At 69.6% G+C, this 16,975-nt stretch carries 12 protein-coding genes; 9 read left to right on the top strand and 3 right to left on the bottom strand.

Going from position 1 to position 16,975, the window contains the following annotated elements; all coding sequences use genetic code 11:
• Positions 1–184: 184 nt before the first annotated feature.
• The 4 genes from metH to AC07AW_RS22495 all read left to right on the top strand — a co-directional run bounded on the left by metH (position 185) and on the right by AC07AW_RS22495 (position 8,219).
• The gene (gene metH / locus AC07AW_RS22510) at positions 185–3,697 is read left to right on the top strand and encodes a methionine synthase (protein ID WP_478817235.1); all 3,513 of its coding nucleotides are present in this window, start codon (positions 185–187) and stop codon (positions 3,695–3,697) included.
• A gap of 139 nt (positions 3,698–3,836) precedes the next feature.
• On the top strand, positions 3,837–4,535 hold the full coding sequence (locus AC07AW_RS22505) for an HAD family hydrolase (protein WP_478817234.1): 699 nt from the start codon (positions 3,837–3,839) through the stop codon (positions 4,533–4,535).
• 444 nt (positions 4,536–4,979) lie between these two features.
• Positions 4,980–6,569 (top strand): ABC transporter substrate-binding protein, encoded by a 1,590-nt coding sequence (locus tag AC07AW_RS22500; RefSeq protein WP_478817233.1) that lies wholly within the window; start codon positions 4,980–4,982, stop codon positions 6,567–6,569.
• Between the two features lie 66 nt (positions 6,570–6,635).
• Positions 6,636–8,219, top strand: a complete 1,584-nt coding sequence (locus AC07AW_RS22495; RefSeq protein ID WP_478817232.1) for an ABC transporter substrate-binding protein — start codon at positions 6,636–6,638, stop codon at positions 8,217–8,219.
• Between the two features lie 70 nt (positions 8,220–8,289).
• Here the strand turns inward: AC07AW_RS22495 and AC07AW_RS22490 are convergent, their stop codons facing one another.
• Positions 8,290–8,967, bottom strand: a complete 678-nt coding sequence (locus tag AC07AW_RS22490; RefSeq protein ID WP_030691890.1) for a response regulator — start codon at positions 8,965–8,967, stop codon at positions 8,290–8,292.
• Between the two features lie 58 nt (positions 8,968–9,025).
• On the bottom strand, positions 9,026–9,928 hold the full coding sequence (locus AC07AW_RS22485) for a RecB family exonuclease (protein ID WP_478817231.1): 903 nt from the start codon (positions 9,926–9,928) through the stop codon (positions 9,026–9,028).
• Positions 9,929–10,052: 124 nt separating this feature from the next.
• Between AC07AW_RS22485 and AC07AW_RS22480 the strand changes: the two genes are divergently transcribed.
• From AC07AW_RS22480 to AC07AW_RS22470, 3 genes are all read left to right on the top strand, one after another.
• A complete protein-coding gene (locus tag AC07AW_RS22480) occupies positions 10,053–11,243 on the top strand; it encodes a site-2 protease family protein (RefSeq protein WP_478817230.1) in 1,191 nt (396 codons plus the stop codon).
• An 18-nt stretch (positions 11,244–11,261) separates the two neighbouring features.
• Entirely contained in the window at positions 11,262–12,149 is an 888-nt protein-coding gene (locus AC07AW_RS22475) for a tRNA (adenine-N1)-methyltransferase (protein WP_015032448.1), read from the top strand.
• 181 nt (positions 12,150–12,330) lie between these two features.
• On the top strand, positions 12,331–12,909 hold the full coding sequence (locus AC07AW_RS22470; RefSeq protein ID WP_478817229.1) for a hypothetical protein: 579 nt from the start codon (positions 12,331–12,333) through the stop codon (positions 12,907–12,909).
• 29 nt (positions 12,910–12,938) lie between these two features.
• Here AC07AW_RS22470 and AC07AW_RS22465 read toward each other — a convergent pair whose 3' ends face one another.
• Positions 12,939–13,250, bottom strand: coding sequence for a ferredoxin (locus AC07AW_RS22465; RefSeq protein ID WP_478817228.1), 312 nt, complete (start codon positions 13,248–13,250; stop codon positions 12,939–12,941).
• Positions 13,251–13,490: 240 nt separating this feature from the next.
• Here AC07AW_RS22465 and arc point away from each other — a divergent pair, with 240 nt between their 5' ends.
• Together arc and dop are read left to right on the top strand one after the other, a co-directional pair.
• The gene (gene arc / locus AC07AW_RS22460) at positions 13,491–15,257 is read left to right on the top strand and encodes a proteasome ATPase (RefSeq protein WP_478817227.1); all 1,767 of its coding nucleotides are present in this window, start codon (positions 13,491–13,493) and stop codon (positions 15,255–15,257) included.
• 189 nt (positions 15,258–15,446) lie between these two features.
• Positions 15,447–16,958, top strand: a complete 1,512-nt coding sequence (gene dop / locus AC07AW_RS22455; RefSeq protein WP_478817226.1) for a depupylase/deamidase Dop — start codon at positions 15,447–15,449, stop codon at positions 16,956–16,958.
• Positions 16,959–16,975 lie beyond the last annotated feature (17 nt).

Below are 16,975 nucleotides of genomic sequence, written 5' to 3'. Positions count from 1 at the left end.
CGACCTTGCGTCACACACACAGTGTCGGCCAAGGAGGGGCAGGACCGGGAGTCCCCGCACACAGGATGCCGTCCGGCCCGTGGGACGCCGTGTCCACCCCGGCCCGAGCGCGGTTACGCTGGCCCCGTGCACCCTCCCCCGAGGGTGCAAAGCCGACAGCCGTCGCATTCCAGGGAGCTCATCCATGGCCTCGTTGCCGACCCCTTCCGCTGACAGCCGGAACCGCGCCGCCGCCCTCCGCGAGGCACTCGCCAGCCGAGTCGTCGTCGCCGACGGAGCCATGGGCACCATGCTGCAGGCCCAGGACCCCACCCTCGAGGACTTCCAGAACCTCGAAGGCTGCAACGAGATCCTCAACGTCACCCGGCCCGACATCGTCCGTTCGGTGCACGAGGCGTACTTCGAGGTCGGCGTCGACTGCGTCGAGACCAACACGTTCGGCTCCAACCACTCGGCCGCCGGCGAGTACGAGATCGCCGACCGGATCTTCGAGCTCTCCGAGGCGGGCGCCCGGATCGCCCGCGAGGTCGCCGACGAGTTCGGCGCCAAGGACGGCCGCCAGCGCTGGGTGCTCGGCTCCATCGGCCCCGGCACCAAGCTGCCCTCGCTCGGCCACATCGCGTACGACGTGCTGCGCGACGGCTACCAGCAGAACGCCGAGGGCCTCCTCGCCGGCGGCGCCGACGCCCTCATCGTCGAGACCACCCAGGACCTGCTGCAGACCAAGTCCAGCCTCATCGGCGCGCGCCGCGCGATGGACGCCCTGGGCGTGGACGTCCCCCTGATCTGCTCCCTCGCCTTCGAGACGACCGGCGTCATGCTGCTCGGCTCCGAGATCGGCGCCGCGCTGACCGCCCTGGAGCCCCTCGGCATCGACCTGATCGGCCTGAACTGCTCCACCGGCCCCGCCGAGATGAGCGAGCACCTGCGCTACCTCGCCCGCCACTCCCGTACGCCGCTCATGTGCATGCCGAACGCCGGCCTGCCCGTGCTCACCAAGGACGGCGCGTACTTCCCGCTCACCGCCTCCGAGATGGCCGACGCGCAGGAGAACTTCGTCCGCGACTACGGCCTGTCCCTGGTCGGCGGCTGCTGCGGCTCGACGCCCGAGCACCTGCGCCACGTCGTCGAGCGGGTCCAGGGCCTCACGCCCCCCGAGCGCTCCCCGCGCCCCGAGCCGGGCGCCGCCTCGCTCTACCAGACCGTGCCGTTCCGCCAGGACACGGCGTACATGGCGATCGGCGAGCGCACCAACGCCAACGGCTCCAAGAAGTTCCGCGAGGCCATGCTGGAAGCCCGCTGGGACGACTGCGTCGAGATGGCGCGCGACCAGATCCGCGAGGGCGCGCACATGCTCGACCTCTGCGTCGACTACGTGGGCCGCGACGGCGTCGCCGACATGGAGGAGCTCGCCGGCCGCTTCGCCACCGCCTCCACCCTGCCGATCGTCCTGGACTCCACCGAGGTGGACGTCCTGCGGGCCGGCCTCGAGAAGCTCGGCGGCCGCGCGGTCATCAACTCGGTCAACTACGAGGACGGCGACGGACCCGAGTCCCGCTTCGCGAAGGTCACCCGTCTGGCCCAGGAGCACGGCGCCGCCCTCATCGCCCTCACCATCGACGAGGAGGGCCAGGCCCGTACCCCCGAGCACAAGGTCGCCGTCGCCGAGCGCCTCATCGAGGACCTCACCGGCAACTGGGGCATCCACGAGTCGGACATCCTCATCGACACCCTGACCTTCACCATCTGTACGGGTCAGGAGGAGTCGCGGAAGGACGGCATCGCGACGATCGAGGCGATCCGCGAGCTGAAGCGCCGCCGGCCGGACGTGCAGACCACGCTGGGCCTCTCCAACATCTCGTTCGGCCTCAACCCGGCCGCCCGTATCCTCCTCAACTCGGTCTTCCTCGACGAGTGCGTCAAGGCGGGCCTCGACTCGGCGATCGTCCACGCCTCGAAGATCCTGCCGATCGCCCGCTTCGACGAGGAGCAGGTCACCACCGCCCTCGACCTGATCTACGACCGGCGCGCCGAGGGCTACGACCCGCTGCAGAAGCTGATGGCCCTCTTCGAGGGCGCCACCACCAAGTCGATGAAGGCCGGCAAGACCGAGGAGCTCCTCGCCCTGCCCCTGGACGAGCGCCTCAAGCGCCGCATCGTCGACGGTGAGAAGAACGGCCTGGAGGCCGACCTCGACGAGGCCCTGGAGACCCGCCCGGCCCTCGACATCGTCAACGAGACCCTCCTCGACGGCATGAAGACGGTCGGTGAGCTGTTCGGCTCCGGCCAGATGCAGCTGCCGTTCGTGCTCCAGTCCGCCGAGGTCATGAAGACGGCCGTCGCCCACCTCGAACCGCACATGGAGAAGTCCGAGGCCGAGGGCAAGGGCACGATCGTGCTCGCCACCGTCCGCGGCGACGTCCACGACATCGGCAAGAACCTCGTCGACATCATCCTCTCCAACAACGGCTACAACGTCGTCAACATCGGCATCAAGCAGCCCGTCTCCGCGATCCTGGAGGCCGCCGAGGAGCACAACGCCGACGTGATCGGCATGTCCGGCCTCCTCGTGAAGTCCACCGTGATCATGAAGGAGAACCTGGAGGAGCTGAACCAGCGCGAGCTGGCCGCCAAGTACCCGGTGATCCTCGGCGGCGCCGCCCTCACCCGCGCCTACGTCGAGCAGGACCTCCACGAGATCTACCAGGGCGAGGTCCGCTACGCCCGCGACGCCTTCGAGGGCCTGCGCCTCATGGACGCGCTCATCGGCGTCAAGCGCGGCGTCCCCGGAGCCGTACTCCCCGAGCTCAAGCAGCGCCGGGTCGCCAAGACCGCCACCGCAGCCCTCCAGGTCGACGAGCCGGAGCCCGGCGGCCGCTCCGACGTGGCCACCGACAACCCGGTGCCGACCCCGCCGTTCTGGGGCACCCGCGTCGTCAAGGGCATCCCGCTGAAGGAGTACGCGTCCTGGCTCGACGAGGGCGCCCTCTTCAAGGGCCAGTGGGGCCTCAAGCAGAACCGGGCCGGCGACGGACCGGCGTACGAGGAGCTCGTCGAGACCGAGGGCCGGCCGCGGCTGCGCGGCTGGCTGGAGCGCCTCCACACCGAGAACCTCCTGGAGGCGGCCGTCGTCCACGGCTACTTCCCCTGCGTCTCCAAGGGCGACGACCTGATCATCCTGGACGAGGAGGGCAACGAGCGGACCCGCTTCTCCTTCCCGCGCCAGCGCCGCGGCCGCCGCCTCTGCCTCGCGGACTTCTTCCGCCCGGAGGAGTCCGGCGAGACCGACGTCGTCGGCCTCCAGGTCGTCACCGTCGGCTCGAAGATCGGCGAGGCCACGGCCAAGCTCTTCGAGTCCGACTCCTACCGCGACTACCTGGAGCTGCACGGCCTCTCCGTCCAGCTCGCCGAGGCCCTCGCCGAGTACTGGCACGCCCGCGTCCGCGCCGAGCTCGGCTTCGGCGGGGAGGACCCGGCGAACGTCGAGGACATGTTCGACCTCAAGTACCGCGGCGCCCGCTTCTCGCTGGGTTACGGCGCCTGCCCCGACCTGGAGGACCGCGCGAAGATCGCGGACCTGCTGCGTCCGGAGCGGATCGGCGTCCACCTCTCCGAGGAGTTCCAGCTCCACCCCGAGCAGTCCACCGACGCCATCGTCATCCACCACCCCGAGGCGAAGTACTTCAACGCACGGTGACCGTGCCGTGACCGTGTGCGGTAAATACACGCGTTTCCGGTGATCGCGACGTACACTTGTCGGTCCAGTGCAGGCCGGTCTTCCTCCCCGTACCGGGGAGGGGGGCCGGCCTTCTCGTCCCTCCATGGAGGTGTGCCGGATGACCAGTACGGTCCCCGCGTCCCTGTTCCGTACGAACGGCAGCTCCGCCCTGCAGGCGGTCTTCCTCGACATGGACGGGACCCTCGTCGACACGGAGGGGTTCTGGTGGGACGCCGAGGTCGAGGTCTTCGCGGACCTCGGGCATCGGCTGGACGAGGCCTGGCGCGACGTCGTCGTGGGCGGCCCGATGACCCGCAGCGCGGGCTACCTCATCGAGTCCACCGGCGCCGACATCACCCTCGAAGAGCTGACCGTGCTGCTCAACGAGAAGTTCGAGCAGCGCATCGACCGGGGCGTCCCCCTCATGCCGGGCGCCGAGCGGCTGCTCGCCGAGCTCGCCCGGCACTCCATCCCCACCGCCCTGGTCTCCGCCTCGCACCGGCGGATCATCGACCGGGTCCTCGCCTCGCTCGGCCGCGACCGCTTCACCCTCACGGTCGCCGGCGACGAGGTCGTCCGCACCAAGCCGCACCCCGAGCCCTATCTGACGGCCGCCCAGGGCGTCGGCGCCGACCCCGTGCTCTGTGCCGTCATCGAGGACACCGCGACCGGTGTGGCGGCCGCCGAGGCGGCGGGCTGCCGGGTCGTCGCGGTGCCCTCCGTCGCCCCGATCGCGCCCTCCCCGGGCCGGGTGGTCGTGCGCTCCCTCGAAGAGGTCGACGTGCCGTTCCTGCGGACCTTGATCACGGGAATTTGAGCTTTATCTGAGGCAAGCGATCCGGCGAAAGCGATCGGGCCATTCACCGAAAAGCACTTACGTGACCTTGGTCACTCAGAGTGCCGGACGGTGGGTGGCCCGTTCTCGTTCCCTGTCTCAAAAGTGGATGTTTCGGCGCCCCGTGTGTCCTGATTGGGTAACCGTCGTCCGCAACGTCCGGCGCATGGTTATCGAGACCGATGCATTCATGATCACTCTGCGATTACGCCTCTGTACGGTCCCGGTCAAGGGGTACCGGCGCCGCGCACTAATCTTTCGCGAGTACTTCGCCGCATAACCCGCGTGCACCGGCGCATACCCAAGTCGCCGTGAACACAGGACCGATCGCTACACCCGGCCCGATCGCTCCCGCCCCGACCGGGCGGCAGTCGGCGGAGTTCCACTGACCGCTGTACCCAGTGCCGGATGAGGAGATCGTCCCTGATGAACCGCAAGACCCTGGTGCTGCCGGCCGTGGCCGGACTGCTCGCCCCCCTGCTCGTCGCCTGCGGCGGCGCGGAGGAAGGCAGAGCGATCGTCGTGGGCACCACGGACCAGTTCATCGCCACCGAGGACGCCCCGGCCCCGCTCGACCCGGCCTTCGCCTACGACACCGGCGCCTGGAACATCCTGCGCCAGACCGTCCAGACCCTGCTGCACGTGCCCCGCGGCGGCGGCGAGCCCGTCCCCGAGGCCGCCAAGAGCTGCGGATTCTCCGACAAGGCCAGCGAGAGCTACCGCTGCACGCTCCGCGACGGCCTCACCTTCGCCGACGGCACCCCCGTCACGGCCGAGGACGTCAAGTACTCCATCGAGCGCGTCCTGAAGATCAAGTCGGACAACGGCACCGCCGCCCTCCTCGCGAACATCGACACCGTCGAGACCCAGGGCACCGACGGAGTCGTCTTCCACCTCAAGACCCCCGACGCCACCTTCCCGTACAAGCTGTCCACGCCCGTCGCCGGCATCCTCAGCAAGGACAAGTACGCCTCCGACAAGCTCCGCGACGGCTTCGACGTCGACGGCTCGGGCCCGTACACCCTGAAGGTCGAGCGCGAGGGCGACAAGGCCACCCGCTTCGTCTTCACCAAGAACCCCGCCTACAAGGGCGACATCACCCTGCGCAACGACAAGGTCGAAGTGCGTCCCTACGCCGACTCCGGCGCCATGGGCGCGGCCCTGGAGAGCGACGACATCGACATGATGGCCCGCTCCCTGTCGCAGAAGCAGATCAAGGACCTCACCGAGACGCCCAAGGACGGCATCCGCGTCACCGAGGTCCCCGGCCTCGAGATCCGGTACCTCGGCTTCAACACCAAGGCCCCCTCCGTCGAGGAGAAGGCCGTGCGCCAGGCCATGGCCGCCGTCGTCGACCGGGGCGCCCTCGTCAACCTGGTCTACGGTCCCACCGCCGAGCCGCTGTACTCGCTGATCCCCTCCAGCATCACCGGCCACGCCACCCCCTTCTTCGACCAGTACGGCGAGCCCGACCCGGCCCGCGCCGCGAAGATCCTCAAGGACGCGGGCGTCAAGACGCCGGTCAAGGTGACCCTGAACTACACCACCGACCACTACGGCGCCGAGACCGCCCAGGAGTTCGAGGCGCTCAAGAAGCAGCTCATCGCCAGCGAGCTCTTCGACGCGAAGGTCCAGGGCGCCGAGTGGTCCAAGTTCCGCACCGCCCAGAAGCGCGGCGACTACGCCGTCTACGGCCTCGGCTGGTTCCCGGACTACCCGGACCCGGACAACTACATCGCGCCGTTCCTCGACAACGACAACTTCCTCAACACCCCCTACGTGAACAAGACCGTTCGCGAGAAGCTCATCCCGCGCTCGCGCCGCCAGGCCGACCGCAACGCCGCAAGCCCCGTCTACGCGCAGATCCAGAAGATCGTCGCCGAGGACGTCCCCGTCCTGCCGCTGTGGCAGGGCAAGCAGTACGTCGCCGCCCGCGACGACCTCAACGGAGTCGAGTACGCGCTCAACACCTCCTCCGACCTGCTGCTGTGGGAACTGGGCCGAGGCACCGCCTGACCCCTTCGTTGTCCCGGCCGCGCGCCCCGCGCGGCCGGCCTGACAAGAGATCAAGAGGCAAGTTCTGTGAAGGCAACCAACAAGTGGCTGACGGCCCCGCTCGCCGCGGGCCTGTCCGCCGCCCTCCTCAGCGGCTGCGGCACCGAGCAGGGAAGCGGCTCCGGAGGCCCCGGGGGCGGCGTCCGCGTCGGCATGTCCGACGAGATCCTCGCCACCGACCCCGCCGCCGGCTACGACCCCGGCTCCTGGCTGCTGTTCAACAACGTCTTCCAGTCCCTCCTCGCCTTCCCCAAGGGCGGCTCCGAGCCCGAGCCCGAAGCCGCCGAGAAGTGCGACTTCGCCACCGGCAGCAAGGTCTACACCTGCACCCTGCGCGAGGGCCTCACCTTCTCCAACGGCAACAAGCTGACCTCGGAGGACGTCAAGTTCTCCTTCGAGCGGGCCCTCAAGATCGCGGACCCCTCCGGCCCGGCGCCGCTGCTCTCCACCATCGACACCATCGAGACCCCCGACGAGCGGACCGTCGTCTTCCGCCTGAAGGTCCCGGACGCCACCTTCCCCAGCAAGATCGCCTCCGGCGCCGGCTCGATCGTCGACCACCGCGACTACCCCGCCGACGCGCTGCGCACCGACGGCAAGGCCACCGGCTCCGGCCCGTACAAGCTGGACTCCTTCAGCGACAGCGAGGCCACCTTCTCCGCCAACGCCGGCTACAAGGGCAACGCCAAGGCGAAGAACAGCACGGTCACCCTCAAGCTCTACGGCGGCGACCGCACCGCGCTCTCCAAGGCCTTCGCCGACGGCGACATAGACGTCGCCTACCGAGGCCTCTCCGCCGACGACGTCGCCGCCCTCGAGAACTCCGCCACCACGTCCGACAAGGGCATCGAGGTCGTCCAGGGCAGCAGCGCCGAGGTCCAGCACCTCGTCTTCAACATGGAGGACCCGGTCGTCGGCAAGCTCGGCGTCCGCAAGGCCATCGCCCACCTCGTCGACCGCGAGGCCCTCGTCGAGAACGTCTACAAGTCGACGGCCACCCCGCTCTACTCGATCGTCCCGGCCGGCATCGCCGGACACAACACCGCCTTCTTCGACACCTACGGCACCCCCGACAAGGCCAAGGCCAAGAAGGCCCTCCGCGCCGCCGGCATCACCGACAAGGTGAAGCTCACCCTCTGGTCCACGCCCAGCCGCTACGGTCCGGCCACCGACCAGGAGCTCAAGGCCATCGCCGAACAGCTCAACGCCAGCGGCCTCTTCGACGCCGACGTCAAGTCCGTCCCCTTCGAGCAGTACGAGAAGGACATCGCCGCCGGCAAGTACGGCGTCTACGTCAAGGGCTGGGTCCCCGACTACCCCGACGCCGACAACTTCACCAGCCCCTTCTTCGGCGAGGGCAACGTCCTCGACAACCGCTACGAGAACACCGCCATCACCGGCACCCTCCTCCCGAAGACCGCCGCCATGGCCGACCGCGCCGCCACCGCCGACGAGTACGGCAAGCTCCAGGACCTCGTCGCCGAGGAGCTCCCGGTGCTGCCGCTGTGGCAGGGCAAGCAGTACGCCGTCGCCCGCGACGACGTCACCGGCCTCGAATGGACCCTCGACGCCTCGACCGTCTTCCGCTTCTGGGAGATCCGCAAGGGCTGACACCCCCGCTCCACACACGAGGGCCCGGTGCGCACCACGCGCACCGGGCCCTCGTCCGTCCTCGCCCCGCCTACTGGCCGCCGGCCCCCGGCCGCACCAGACCGCTCTCGTACGCGTACACAGCGGCCTGCACCCGGTCCCGGAGGCCCAGCTTCGTCAGCACATGACCCACGTGCGTCTTCACCGTCGTCTCGCTGACGAACAGATCCGCCGCGATCTCCGCGTTCGACAGGCCGCGCGCCACCAGCTTCAGCACCTCCACCTCACGGTCGGTCAAGGTGTTCAGCGTGTCAGGAACCTGCTCCTCGCCCGTCGGCAGATGCGCCGAGTACTTGTCGAGCAGCCGGCGCGTGATCGACGGAGCCAGCATCGCCTCGCCCGCCGCCACCACACGGATCGCCTGCACCAGCTCGTTCGCCGGAGCGTCCTTCAGGAGGAAGCCGCTCGCCCCCGCCCGCAGCGCCTCCACCACGTACTCGTCCAGATCGAAGGTCGTCAGGACCAGTACCTTCGCCGGACCGTCCCGCCCCGGACCCGTGATCTGCCGGGTCGCCTCCACCCCGTCCATCCGCGGCATCCGGATGTCCATCAGCACCACGTCCGGCTGCAACGCACGCACCTGCTCCTGCGCCTGCAGACCGTCCCCGGCCTCACCCACCACCGCGATGTCCTGCTCCGCCTCCAGAATCATCCGGAAGCCGGTCCGCAGCAGCGGCTGATCGTCGACCAACAGGACGCGGATCGTCACAAGGGCTCCTTCACGGGACTGAGCTCACGAGGTGCGCCCACGACGGCGCGGGCGGTGCTCAGGAAGACGGCTGGGCCGGGTCCATTCTGCCCTGCCCGGATTCACCCGACTCCGGCGGGCGCGCGGAAACGATCTTCAGCGGATAGACCGGGGGAGTCCCGCCGAACTCCGGACAGACCGCCTGGTGGTCGCACCAACCGCACAGCTTCGTCGGCCGCGGCCGCCAGTCACCCGACTCCGTCGCCAGCCGGATCGCGTCCCACAGCGCGTGCAGCTTCCGCTCCACCCGCAGCAGATCCGCCTCCACCGGGTCGTACGTCAGCACCTCCCCGCTGCCCAGGTACACCAGCTGCAGCCGCCGCGGGATCACCCGCTTCAGCCGCCACACCACCAGCGCGTAGAACGTCATCTGGAACAGCGCGCCGTCCCGGTACTCCGGCCGCGGCGCCTTCCCCGTCTTGTAGTCGACGATCCGCACCTCGCCCGAGGGCGCCACGTCGACCCGGTCGATCACCCCGCGCAGCCGCAGCCCCGAATCCAGCTCCGTCTCCACGAACAGCTCACGCTCGGCCGGCTCCAGCCGCGTCGGATCCTCAAGGGTGAACCACCGCTCGACCAGCTTCTCCGCCTCGGCCAGCCAGCCCGCCAGCCGCTCCCCGTCCGGATCCTCCGCGAACAGCTCGCCCAGCTCCGGCTTCGACTCGAGGAGCCGGTCCCACTGGCCCGGCACCATCGACTTCGCCCGCGGCGCCGTCCGCTCCGCCGCCGGATCGTCGAAGAGCCGCTCCAGGACCGCGTGCACCAGCGTGCCCCGCGTCGCCGCCGCGCTCGGCTTCTCCGGCAGCCGGTCGATCACCCGGAACCGGTACAGCAGCGGACACTGCATGAAATCGCTCGCCCGCGAGGGCGACAACGACATGGGCGCCCGCGGCTCCGCCGGCAGCTGCTCGCTCGTACTCATGACGAAGACCCTACGACCCGCCACCGACAACGCGCGGCATACCATCGACCTGGGACCCCGTCGCACTGCATGATCGAACCGTGACGCACCGAACGCGGGTCACACCACGCGACGAAAGGAACCCGTGAACCAGGACGAGCCCAAGCCGCAGCGGACCGAGGAGCCCGGCGGCGGGATCCTCATGGGACGGCCCTTCGGCGTGCCCGTCTACGTCGCCCCCAGCTGGTTCGTCGTCGCCGCCCTCATCACCTGGGTCTTCGGCGACCAGATCGACCGCGTCCTGCCCGAGCTCGGCGCCGCCCGCTACCTCGTCTCCCTCTTCTTCGCCGTCGCCTTCTACGCCTCCGTGCTCGTCCACGAACTGGCCCACACCATCGCCGCGCTCCGCTTCAAACTCCCGGTGCGCCGCATCCAGCTCCAGTTCTTCGGCGGCGTCTCCGAGATCGAGAAGGAGACCGAGACCCCCGGCCGCGAATTCGTCCTCGCCTTCGTCGGCCCCCTCCTCTCCCTCGTCCTCGCCGGCGTGTTCTACCTCTCCCTGTACGCCGTCGAGCCCGGCACCGTCCCCGGCGTCCTCCTCGCCGGCCTGATGATCTCCAACCTGATCGTCGCGATCTTCAACCTGCTCCCCGGCCTGCCCCTCGACGGCGGCCGGATGCTCCGCGCCGTCGTCTGGAAGATCACCGGCAAGCCCATGAGCGGCACCGTCGCCGCCGCCTGGGTCGGCCGCGCCCTCGCCGTCCTCGTCCTCGTCGGCCTGCCCCTCCTCACCCGCACCGGCCTCCTCGGCAACTCCACCGACGACATCAGCGGCTTCGAGACCGTCACTGACGCCCTCCTCGCCGCGATCCTCGCCGCCATCATCTGGACCGGCGCCGGCAACAGCCTCCGCATGGCCCGCCTCCGCGAGCACCTCCCCGAACTCCGCGCCCGCGCCCTCACCCGCCGCGCCATCCCCGTCGAACCCACCACGCCGCTCTCCGAGGCCCTCCGCCGCGCCAACGAGGCCGGCGCCCGCGCCCTCGTCGTCGTCGACGGCGCCGGCGAACCCACCGGCATCGTCCGCGAGGCCGCCATCGCCGCCGTGCCCCAGCACCGCCGCCCCTGGGTCGCCGTCAGCACCCTCGCCCAGGACCTCACCGACGGCATGCGGGTCCCCGCCGAACTCACCGGCCAGCCCCTCCTCGACCACCTCCGCGCCAGCCCCGCCACCGAGTACCTCGTCGTCGAGGAGAGCGGCGAGATCTACGGCGTCCTCGCCACCACCGACGTGGAGCGGGCCTTCGTCCGGGCCATGGCACGACCCTCCGCCTGACCCCGGTACTCTGGTCACATGTCCGAACCGACCGGTGCCGCCCGCCGACGCGGGCCCTTCAAGGTCGGGGACCAGGTTCAGCTGACCGACCCCAAGGGCCGTCACTACACGTTCACGCTCGAAGAGGGAAAGAACTTCCACACCCACAAGGGTTCTTTCCCGCACGACGAACTGATCGGCGCCCCCGAGGGCAGCGTTGTCCGTACCACCGGAAACGTCGCCTACCTCGCGCTGCGCCCCCTGCTCCCCGACTACGTCCTGTCCATGCCCCGCGGCGCAGCCGTGGTCTACCCCAAGGACGCGGGGCAGATCCTGGCCTTCGCCGACATCTTCCCCGGCGCCCGCGTCGTGGAAGCCGGAGTGGGCTCGGGATCGCTGAGCAGCTTCCTCCTGCGCGCCATCGGAGACAGCGGCATGCTGCACTCCTACGAGCGCCGCGAGGACTTCGCCGAGATCGCGAAGGGCAACGTCGAGCGCTACTTCGGCGGCCCCCACCCGGCCTGGCAGCTGACCGTCGGCGACCTCCAGGACAACCTGTCCGACACCGACGTCGACCGCGTCATCCTGGACATGCTCGCGCCCTGGGAGTGCCTGGAGGCCGTCTCCAAGGCCCTCGTCCCCGGCGGCATCCTCTGCTGCTACGTGGCGACCACCACCCAGCTCGCCCGCACCGTGGAGTCCATCCGCGAGTTCGGCTGCTACGCCGAGCCGCAGCCCTGGGAGTCCATGATCCGCAACTGGCACGTCGAGGGCCTCGCCGTCCGCCCCGATCACCGCATGATCGGCCACACCGGCTTCCTCGTCACCGCCCGTCGCCTCGCGGACGGCGTGGAGCCCCCGATGCGCCGCCGCCGCCCCGCCAAGGGCGCCTACGGCGAGGACTACGAGGGCCCCAACAAGGGCTGACGTTCCGACATTCACACCGCGCCGCCGCCGAGTTCCCCGCCACGCGGGAGAACTCGACGGCGGCGTCCTCATGTTGTCCGGCAGCTCCGGGGAGCAGGTCCACCCCAGCTGTTCCGTCCCCCTGTGACGTGTGGCACGATGCCGGGAACCCCGTCGCACCACCCCACAGGAGACGTCTCGCGTGCAGCACTCCGCCGCCCCGGACCTCGCGGACCTCGCCCACACCGACGCCCGGCCGGCCCACTGGCTGGCCACCGCCACCGCGACCGCCGCGGTCGTCGCCCTCGCCGGACTGCTCCAGCCCGGCCCCGCCGGAGCCGCCGGCGCACCGGCCGCCGCCCCGCGCCCGGCACCCGCCCCCGAGGCCGCCGGAGCCGACTACCCCCTGGAGTGCGGGGGAGGCCCCCGTACGGTCGCCAAGCGCGCCACCGGAGACCTCGACGGCGACGGGAACCCCGAGACCATCGCGGTCGTGCACTGCGAAGCCGGCTCCGGCACCCCGCCCAGCGGCGTCTACGTCCTCACCCGCGGCAAGGAGAACGGCAGCCCCGCGCGCGTGGTCGCCACGCTCGTCGCACCGGACCAGCACCGGAGCGTCACCGAGCTCGCCGTACGCGACGGGGCCGTGCGCGCCACCCTGCTCGGCTACTCGTCCCCCGAGGTGCCCAGCTGCTGCCCCGACGAGCAGGAGCAGGTCAGCTGGCGCTGGCAGGGCGGCGCCTTCGTCCGCGGCGACCAGACCGACGCGCGCGGCGTCTGAAGCCCGTCCGGCGGATCAGGCCCCGGCCGTCACTCGGCGTCGGGGCCGTACACCTCGACCTTGTCCGCGACCCGGCGGACATGGATGCAGTCGCCCGGGCACTCCTTCGCGGAGTCCACCACGTCCTGGAGCAGCGGCAGCGGCACCGGCGTGGTGGCGCCCGCGTCCTGGAGCAGCTCGTCGTCGGCGCTCTTCACGTACGCGAGCCCGTCGATGTCGAGCTCGAAGACCTCGGGAGCGTACTGCGCGCAGATCCCGTCCCCGGTGCACAGGTCCTGGTCGATCCAGACCTCCAGCGCCTCCTCGGCGCCCGTCGCCGAGGCCTCGTGCTGCACGGTCATATCTCCTGCCGTTTCTGCTTCGCGCGATAAGTCGGGCCACCCCTGACGGGTGTTGACCAATGACGACCATACAACCGCCCGCTTTCAAGCGGTGAAGGGTGGGTATTCCCCTGGCGAGAGGGGAAGCGCAAGGGTGAAGATCGGACACACCCCGGAGTCTTTTTGATCTAGGGGTTTCAATCACCACCCACGCAGGTAGGGTCAGGAAGCGTCCAGCTCCCCTTGGAGGAGGTGAGGACCGTGGCAGCCCACGACGACGACATCAACCGCGGCATCCGGCCGGGGCGGGGGTCTGAAGACCCCGCCGGTCAGGTTGCCTATCTCGAGCAGGAAATCGCCGTCCTGCGCCGCAAGCTCGCCGACTCTCCGCGCCACACGAGGATTCTCGAAGAGCGGATCGTCGAGCTGCAGACCAACCTGGCCGGCGTGTCCGCGCAGAACGAACGTCTGGCGAACACGCTCCGTGAGGCCCGCGACCAGATCGTGGCACTCAAGGAGGAGGTCGACCGGCTCGCGCAGCCGCCGGCCGGCTTCGGTGTCTTCCTGCAGGCGAACGAGGACGGCACGTGCGACATCTTCACCGGGGGCCGCAAGCTCCGGGTGAACGTCAGCCCGAGCATCGAGCTCGAAGAGCTCAGGCGCGGCCAGGAAGTCATGCTCAACGAAGCGCTCAACGTGGTCGAGGCCATGGAGTTCGAGCGCGCCGGGGACATCGTCACCCTCAAGGAGATCCTCGAGGACGGCGAGCGCGCCCTGGTGGTGGGGCACACCGACGAGGAGCGGGTGGTGAGGCTCGCCGAGCCTCTGCTGGACGTCACCATCCGCGCCGGCGACGCCCTGCTGCTCGACTCCAGGTCCGGCTACGTCTACGAAGTGGTCCCCAAGAGCGAGGTCGAAGAGCTCGTTCTGGAAGAGGTCCCGGACGTCGACTACGACAAGATCGGCGGTCTGGGCAACCAGATCGAGCTGATCCGCGACGCGGTCGAGCTCCCCTACCTCTACCCGGACCTCTTCAAGGAGCACGAACTGCGGCCGCCCAAGGGCATCCTGCTCTACGGACCGCCCGGCTGCGGCAAGACGCTCATCGCGAAGGCCGTGGCCAACTCCCTGGCCAAGAAGGTCGCCGAGGTGACCGGCCAGCCCGCGGGGAAGTCCTACTTCCTCAACATCAAGGGCCCCGAGCTCCTCAACAAGTACGTCGGCGAGACCGAGCGGCACATCCGCCTCGTCTTCCAGCGTGCCCGGGAGAAGGCGAGCGAGGGCACCCCCGTCATCGTCTTCTTCGACGAGATGGAATCCCTCTTCCGCACCCGCGGATCCGGTGTCAGCTCGGACGTGGAGAACACCATCGTCCCGCAGCTGCTCGCCGAGATCGACGGCGTGGAAGGCCTGGAGAACGTCATCGTCATCGGCGCCTCCAACCGCGAGGACATGATCGACCCCGCGATCCTGCGGCCCGGCCGCCTCGACGTCAAGATCAAGATCGAGCGTCCGGACGCGGAGGCCGCGAAGGACATCTTCGCGAAGTACCTCACGGCCAACCTGCCGCTCCACTCGGACGACATCTCCGAGCACAGCGGCTCGAAGGCCGCCGCCGCCCACGGAATGATCCAGTCCGTCGTCGAGCAGATGTACGCGGAATCCGAGGAGAACCGCTTCCTCGAAGTCACGTACGCCAACGGCGACAAGGAAGTCCTGTACTTCAAGGACTTCAACTCCGGCGCGATGATCCAGAACATCGTCGACCGGGCCAAGAAGATGGCCATCAAGGCCTTCCTCGACCACAACCAGAAGGGCATCCGGGTCTCCCACCTCCTCCAGGCGTGCGTGGACGAGTTCAAGGAGAACGAGGACCTGCCCAACACCACCAACCCCGACGACTGGGCCCGGATCTCCGGAAAGAAGGGCGAGCGGATCGTGTTCATCCGCACCCTCGTCACCGGAAAGCAGGGCGCGGACACCGGACGCTCCATCGACACGGTGGCCAATACCGGTCAGTACCTGTAAAACGCCCACCGGCTGCGGATGTCCGGAAACCGGGCATCCGCAGCCGACGCATTCCATCCAGCATTTCCCCCGGCATCACAGGGAAACAGGAAATACTGCAACTGATCTCCCCACCAGCGCGGAGCCGCTCTAGGCTCATCGGTACCGCCGAGTCGCGCACAGTGAGCGCCGCCGGGCAAGGAGGGCCGCATGACCGTACGGCGAGTAATGGGCATCGAGACGGAGTACGGGATCTCCGTCCCCGGACACCCGAACGCCAATGCCATGCTCACCTCGTCCCAGATCGTCAACGCCTACGCGGCGGCGATGCACCGGGCGCGCCGCGCCCGCTGGGACTTCGAGGAGGAGAACCCGCTGCGGGACGCCCGCGGCTTCGACCTCGCCCGCGAGGCCGCCGACTCCAGCCAGCTCACCGACGAGGACATCGGCCTGGCCAACGTGATCCTCACCAACGGGGCCCGGCTCTACGTGGACCACGCCCACCCCGAGTACAGCGCCCCCGAGGTCACCAACCCGCGCGACGCCGTCCTCTGGGACAAGGCCGGCGAGCGGATCATGGCGGAGGCGGCCGAGCGCGCCGCCCAGCTCCCCGGGGCCCAGCCCATCCACCTCTACAAGAACAACACCGACAACAAGGGCGCCTCCTACGGCACGCACGAGAACTACCTGATGAAGCGGGAGACCCCCTTCTCGGACATCGTGCGCCACCTGACCCCCTTCTTCGTCTCCCGCCAGGTCGTCACCGGCGCGGGACGGGTCGGCATCGGCCAGGACGGCCGGGAGAACGGCTTCCAGCTCAGCCAGCGCGCCGACTACTTCGAGGTCGAGGTGGGCCTGGAGACGACGCTCAAGCGGCCCATCATCAACACCCGGGACGAGCCGCACGCCGACGCCGAGAAGTACCGCCGCCTGCACGTGATCATCGGCGACGCGAACCTCTCGGAGATCTCCACCTACCTCAAGCTCGGCACCACCGCCCTCGTGCTCTCCATGATCGAGGACGGCTTCATCACCGTCGACCTCGCCGTCGACCAGCCGGTCCGCACCCTGCACCAGGTCTCGCACGACCCGACGCTCCAGTACCTGATCACGCTCCGCAGCGGCCGGACACTCACCGCGGTGCAGCTCCAGATGGAGTACTTCGAGCTGGCCAGGAAGTACGTGGAGGAGCGGTACGGCTCGGACGCGGACGAGCAGACCATGGACGTCCTCATGCGCTGGGAGGACACCCTGGGCCGCCTGGAGACCGATCCGATGAGCCTCGCCGGCGAGCTGGACTGGGTCGCCAAGCGGGAGCTCATGGAGGGCTACCGGCGCCGCGACGGCCTGGACTGGGACGCGGCCCGGCTGCACCTGGTGGACCTCCAGTACGCGGACGTACGCCCCGAGAAGGGCCTCTACAACCGCCTGGTGGCGCGCGGGCGCATGAAGCGGCTCCTGGACGAGCACGAGGTGGAGCGGGCCGAGACGGCGCCTCCGGAGGACACCAGGGCCTACTTCCGGGGCCGCTGCCTGGAGCAGTACGCCGACGACGTCGCCGCGGCCTCCTGGGACTCGGTGATCTTCGACCTGCCCGGCCGGGACTCGCTCCAGCGCGTCCCGACCCTGGAGCCGCTGCGGGGCACCAAGGCGCACGTGAAATCGCTCCTGGACCGCTGCCGTACGGCGGAGGAACTGGTGCGGGTCCTCTCCGGCGGCTGAACCGGGGGCCCGCCAGG

It is taken from the genome of Streptomyces sp. NPDC044003 (assembly GCF_056435185.1).
The sequence above is the reverse complement of the archived record's forward strand: the minus strand, read 5'-3'. Positions and strand labels throughout refer to the sequence as shown.

Bases quoted from the DNA above. Each gene is read 5' to 3' on its own strand.
- metH (WP_478817235.1), top strand. From the start codon at position 185: ATGGCCTCGTTGCCGACCCCTTCCGCTGACAGCCGGAACCGCGCCGCC.
- AC07AW_RS22500 (WP_478817233.1), top strand. From the start codon at position 4,980: ATGAACCGCAAGACCCTGGTGCTGCCGGCCGTGGCCGGACTGCTCGCC.
- dop (WP_478817226.1), top strand. From the start codon at position 15,447: ATGACCGTACGGCGAGTAATGGGCATCGAGACGGAGTACGGGATCTCC.
- AC07AW_RS22475 (WP_015032448.1), top strand. From the start codon at position 11,262: ATGTCCGAACCGACCGGTGCCGCCCGCCGACGCGGGCCCTTCAAGGTC.
- AC07AW_RS22505 (WP_478817234.1), top strand. From the start codon at position 3,837: ATGACCAGTACGGTCCCCGCGTCCCTGTTCCGTACGAACGGCAGCTCC.
- AC07AW_RS22485 (WP_478817231.1), bottom strand. From the start codon at position 9,928: ATGAGTACGAGCGAGCAGCTGCCGGCGGAGCCGCGGGCGCCCATGTCG.
- AC07AW_RS22465 (WP_478817228.1), bottom strand. From the start codon at position 13,250: ATGACCGTGCAGCACGAGGCCTCGGCGACGGGCGCCGAGGAGGCGCTG.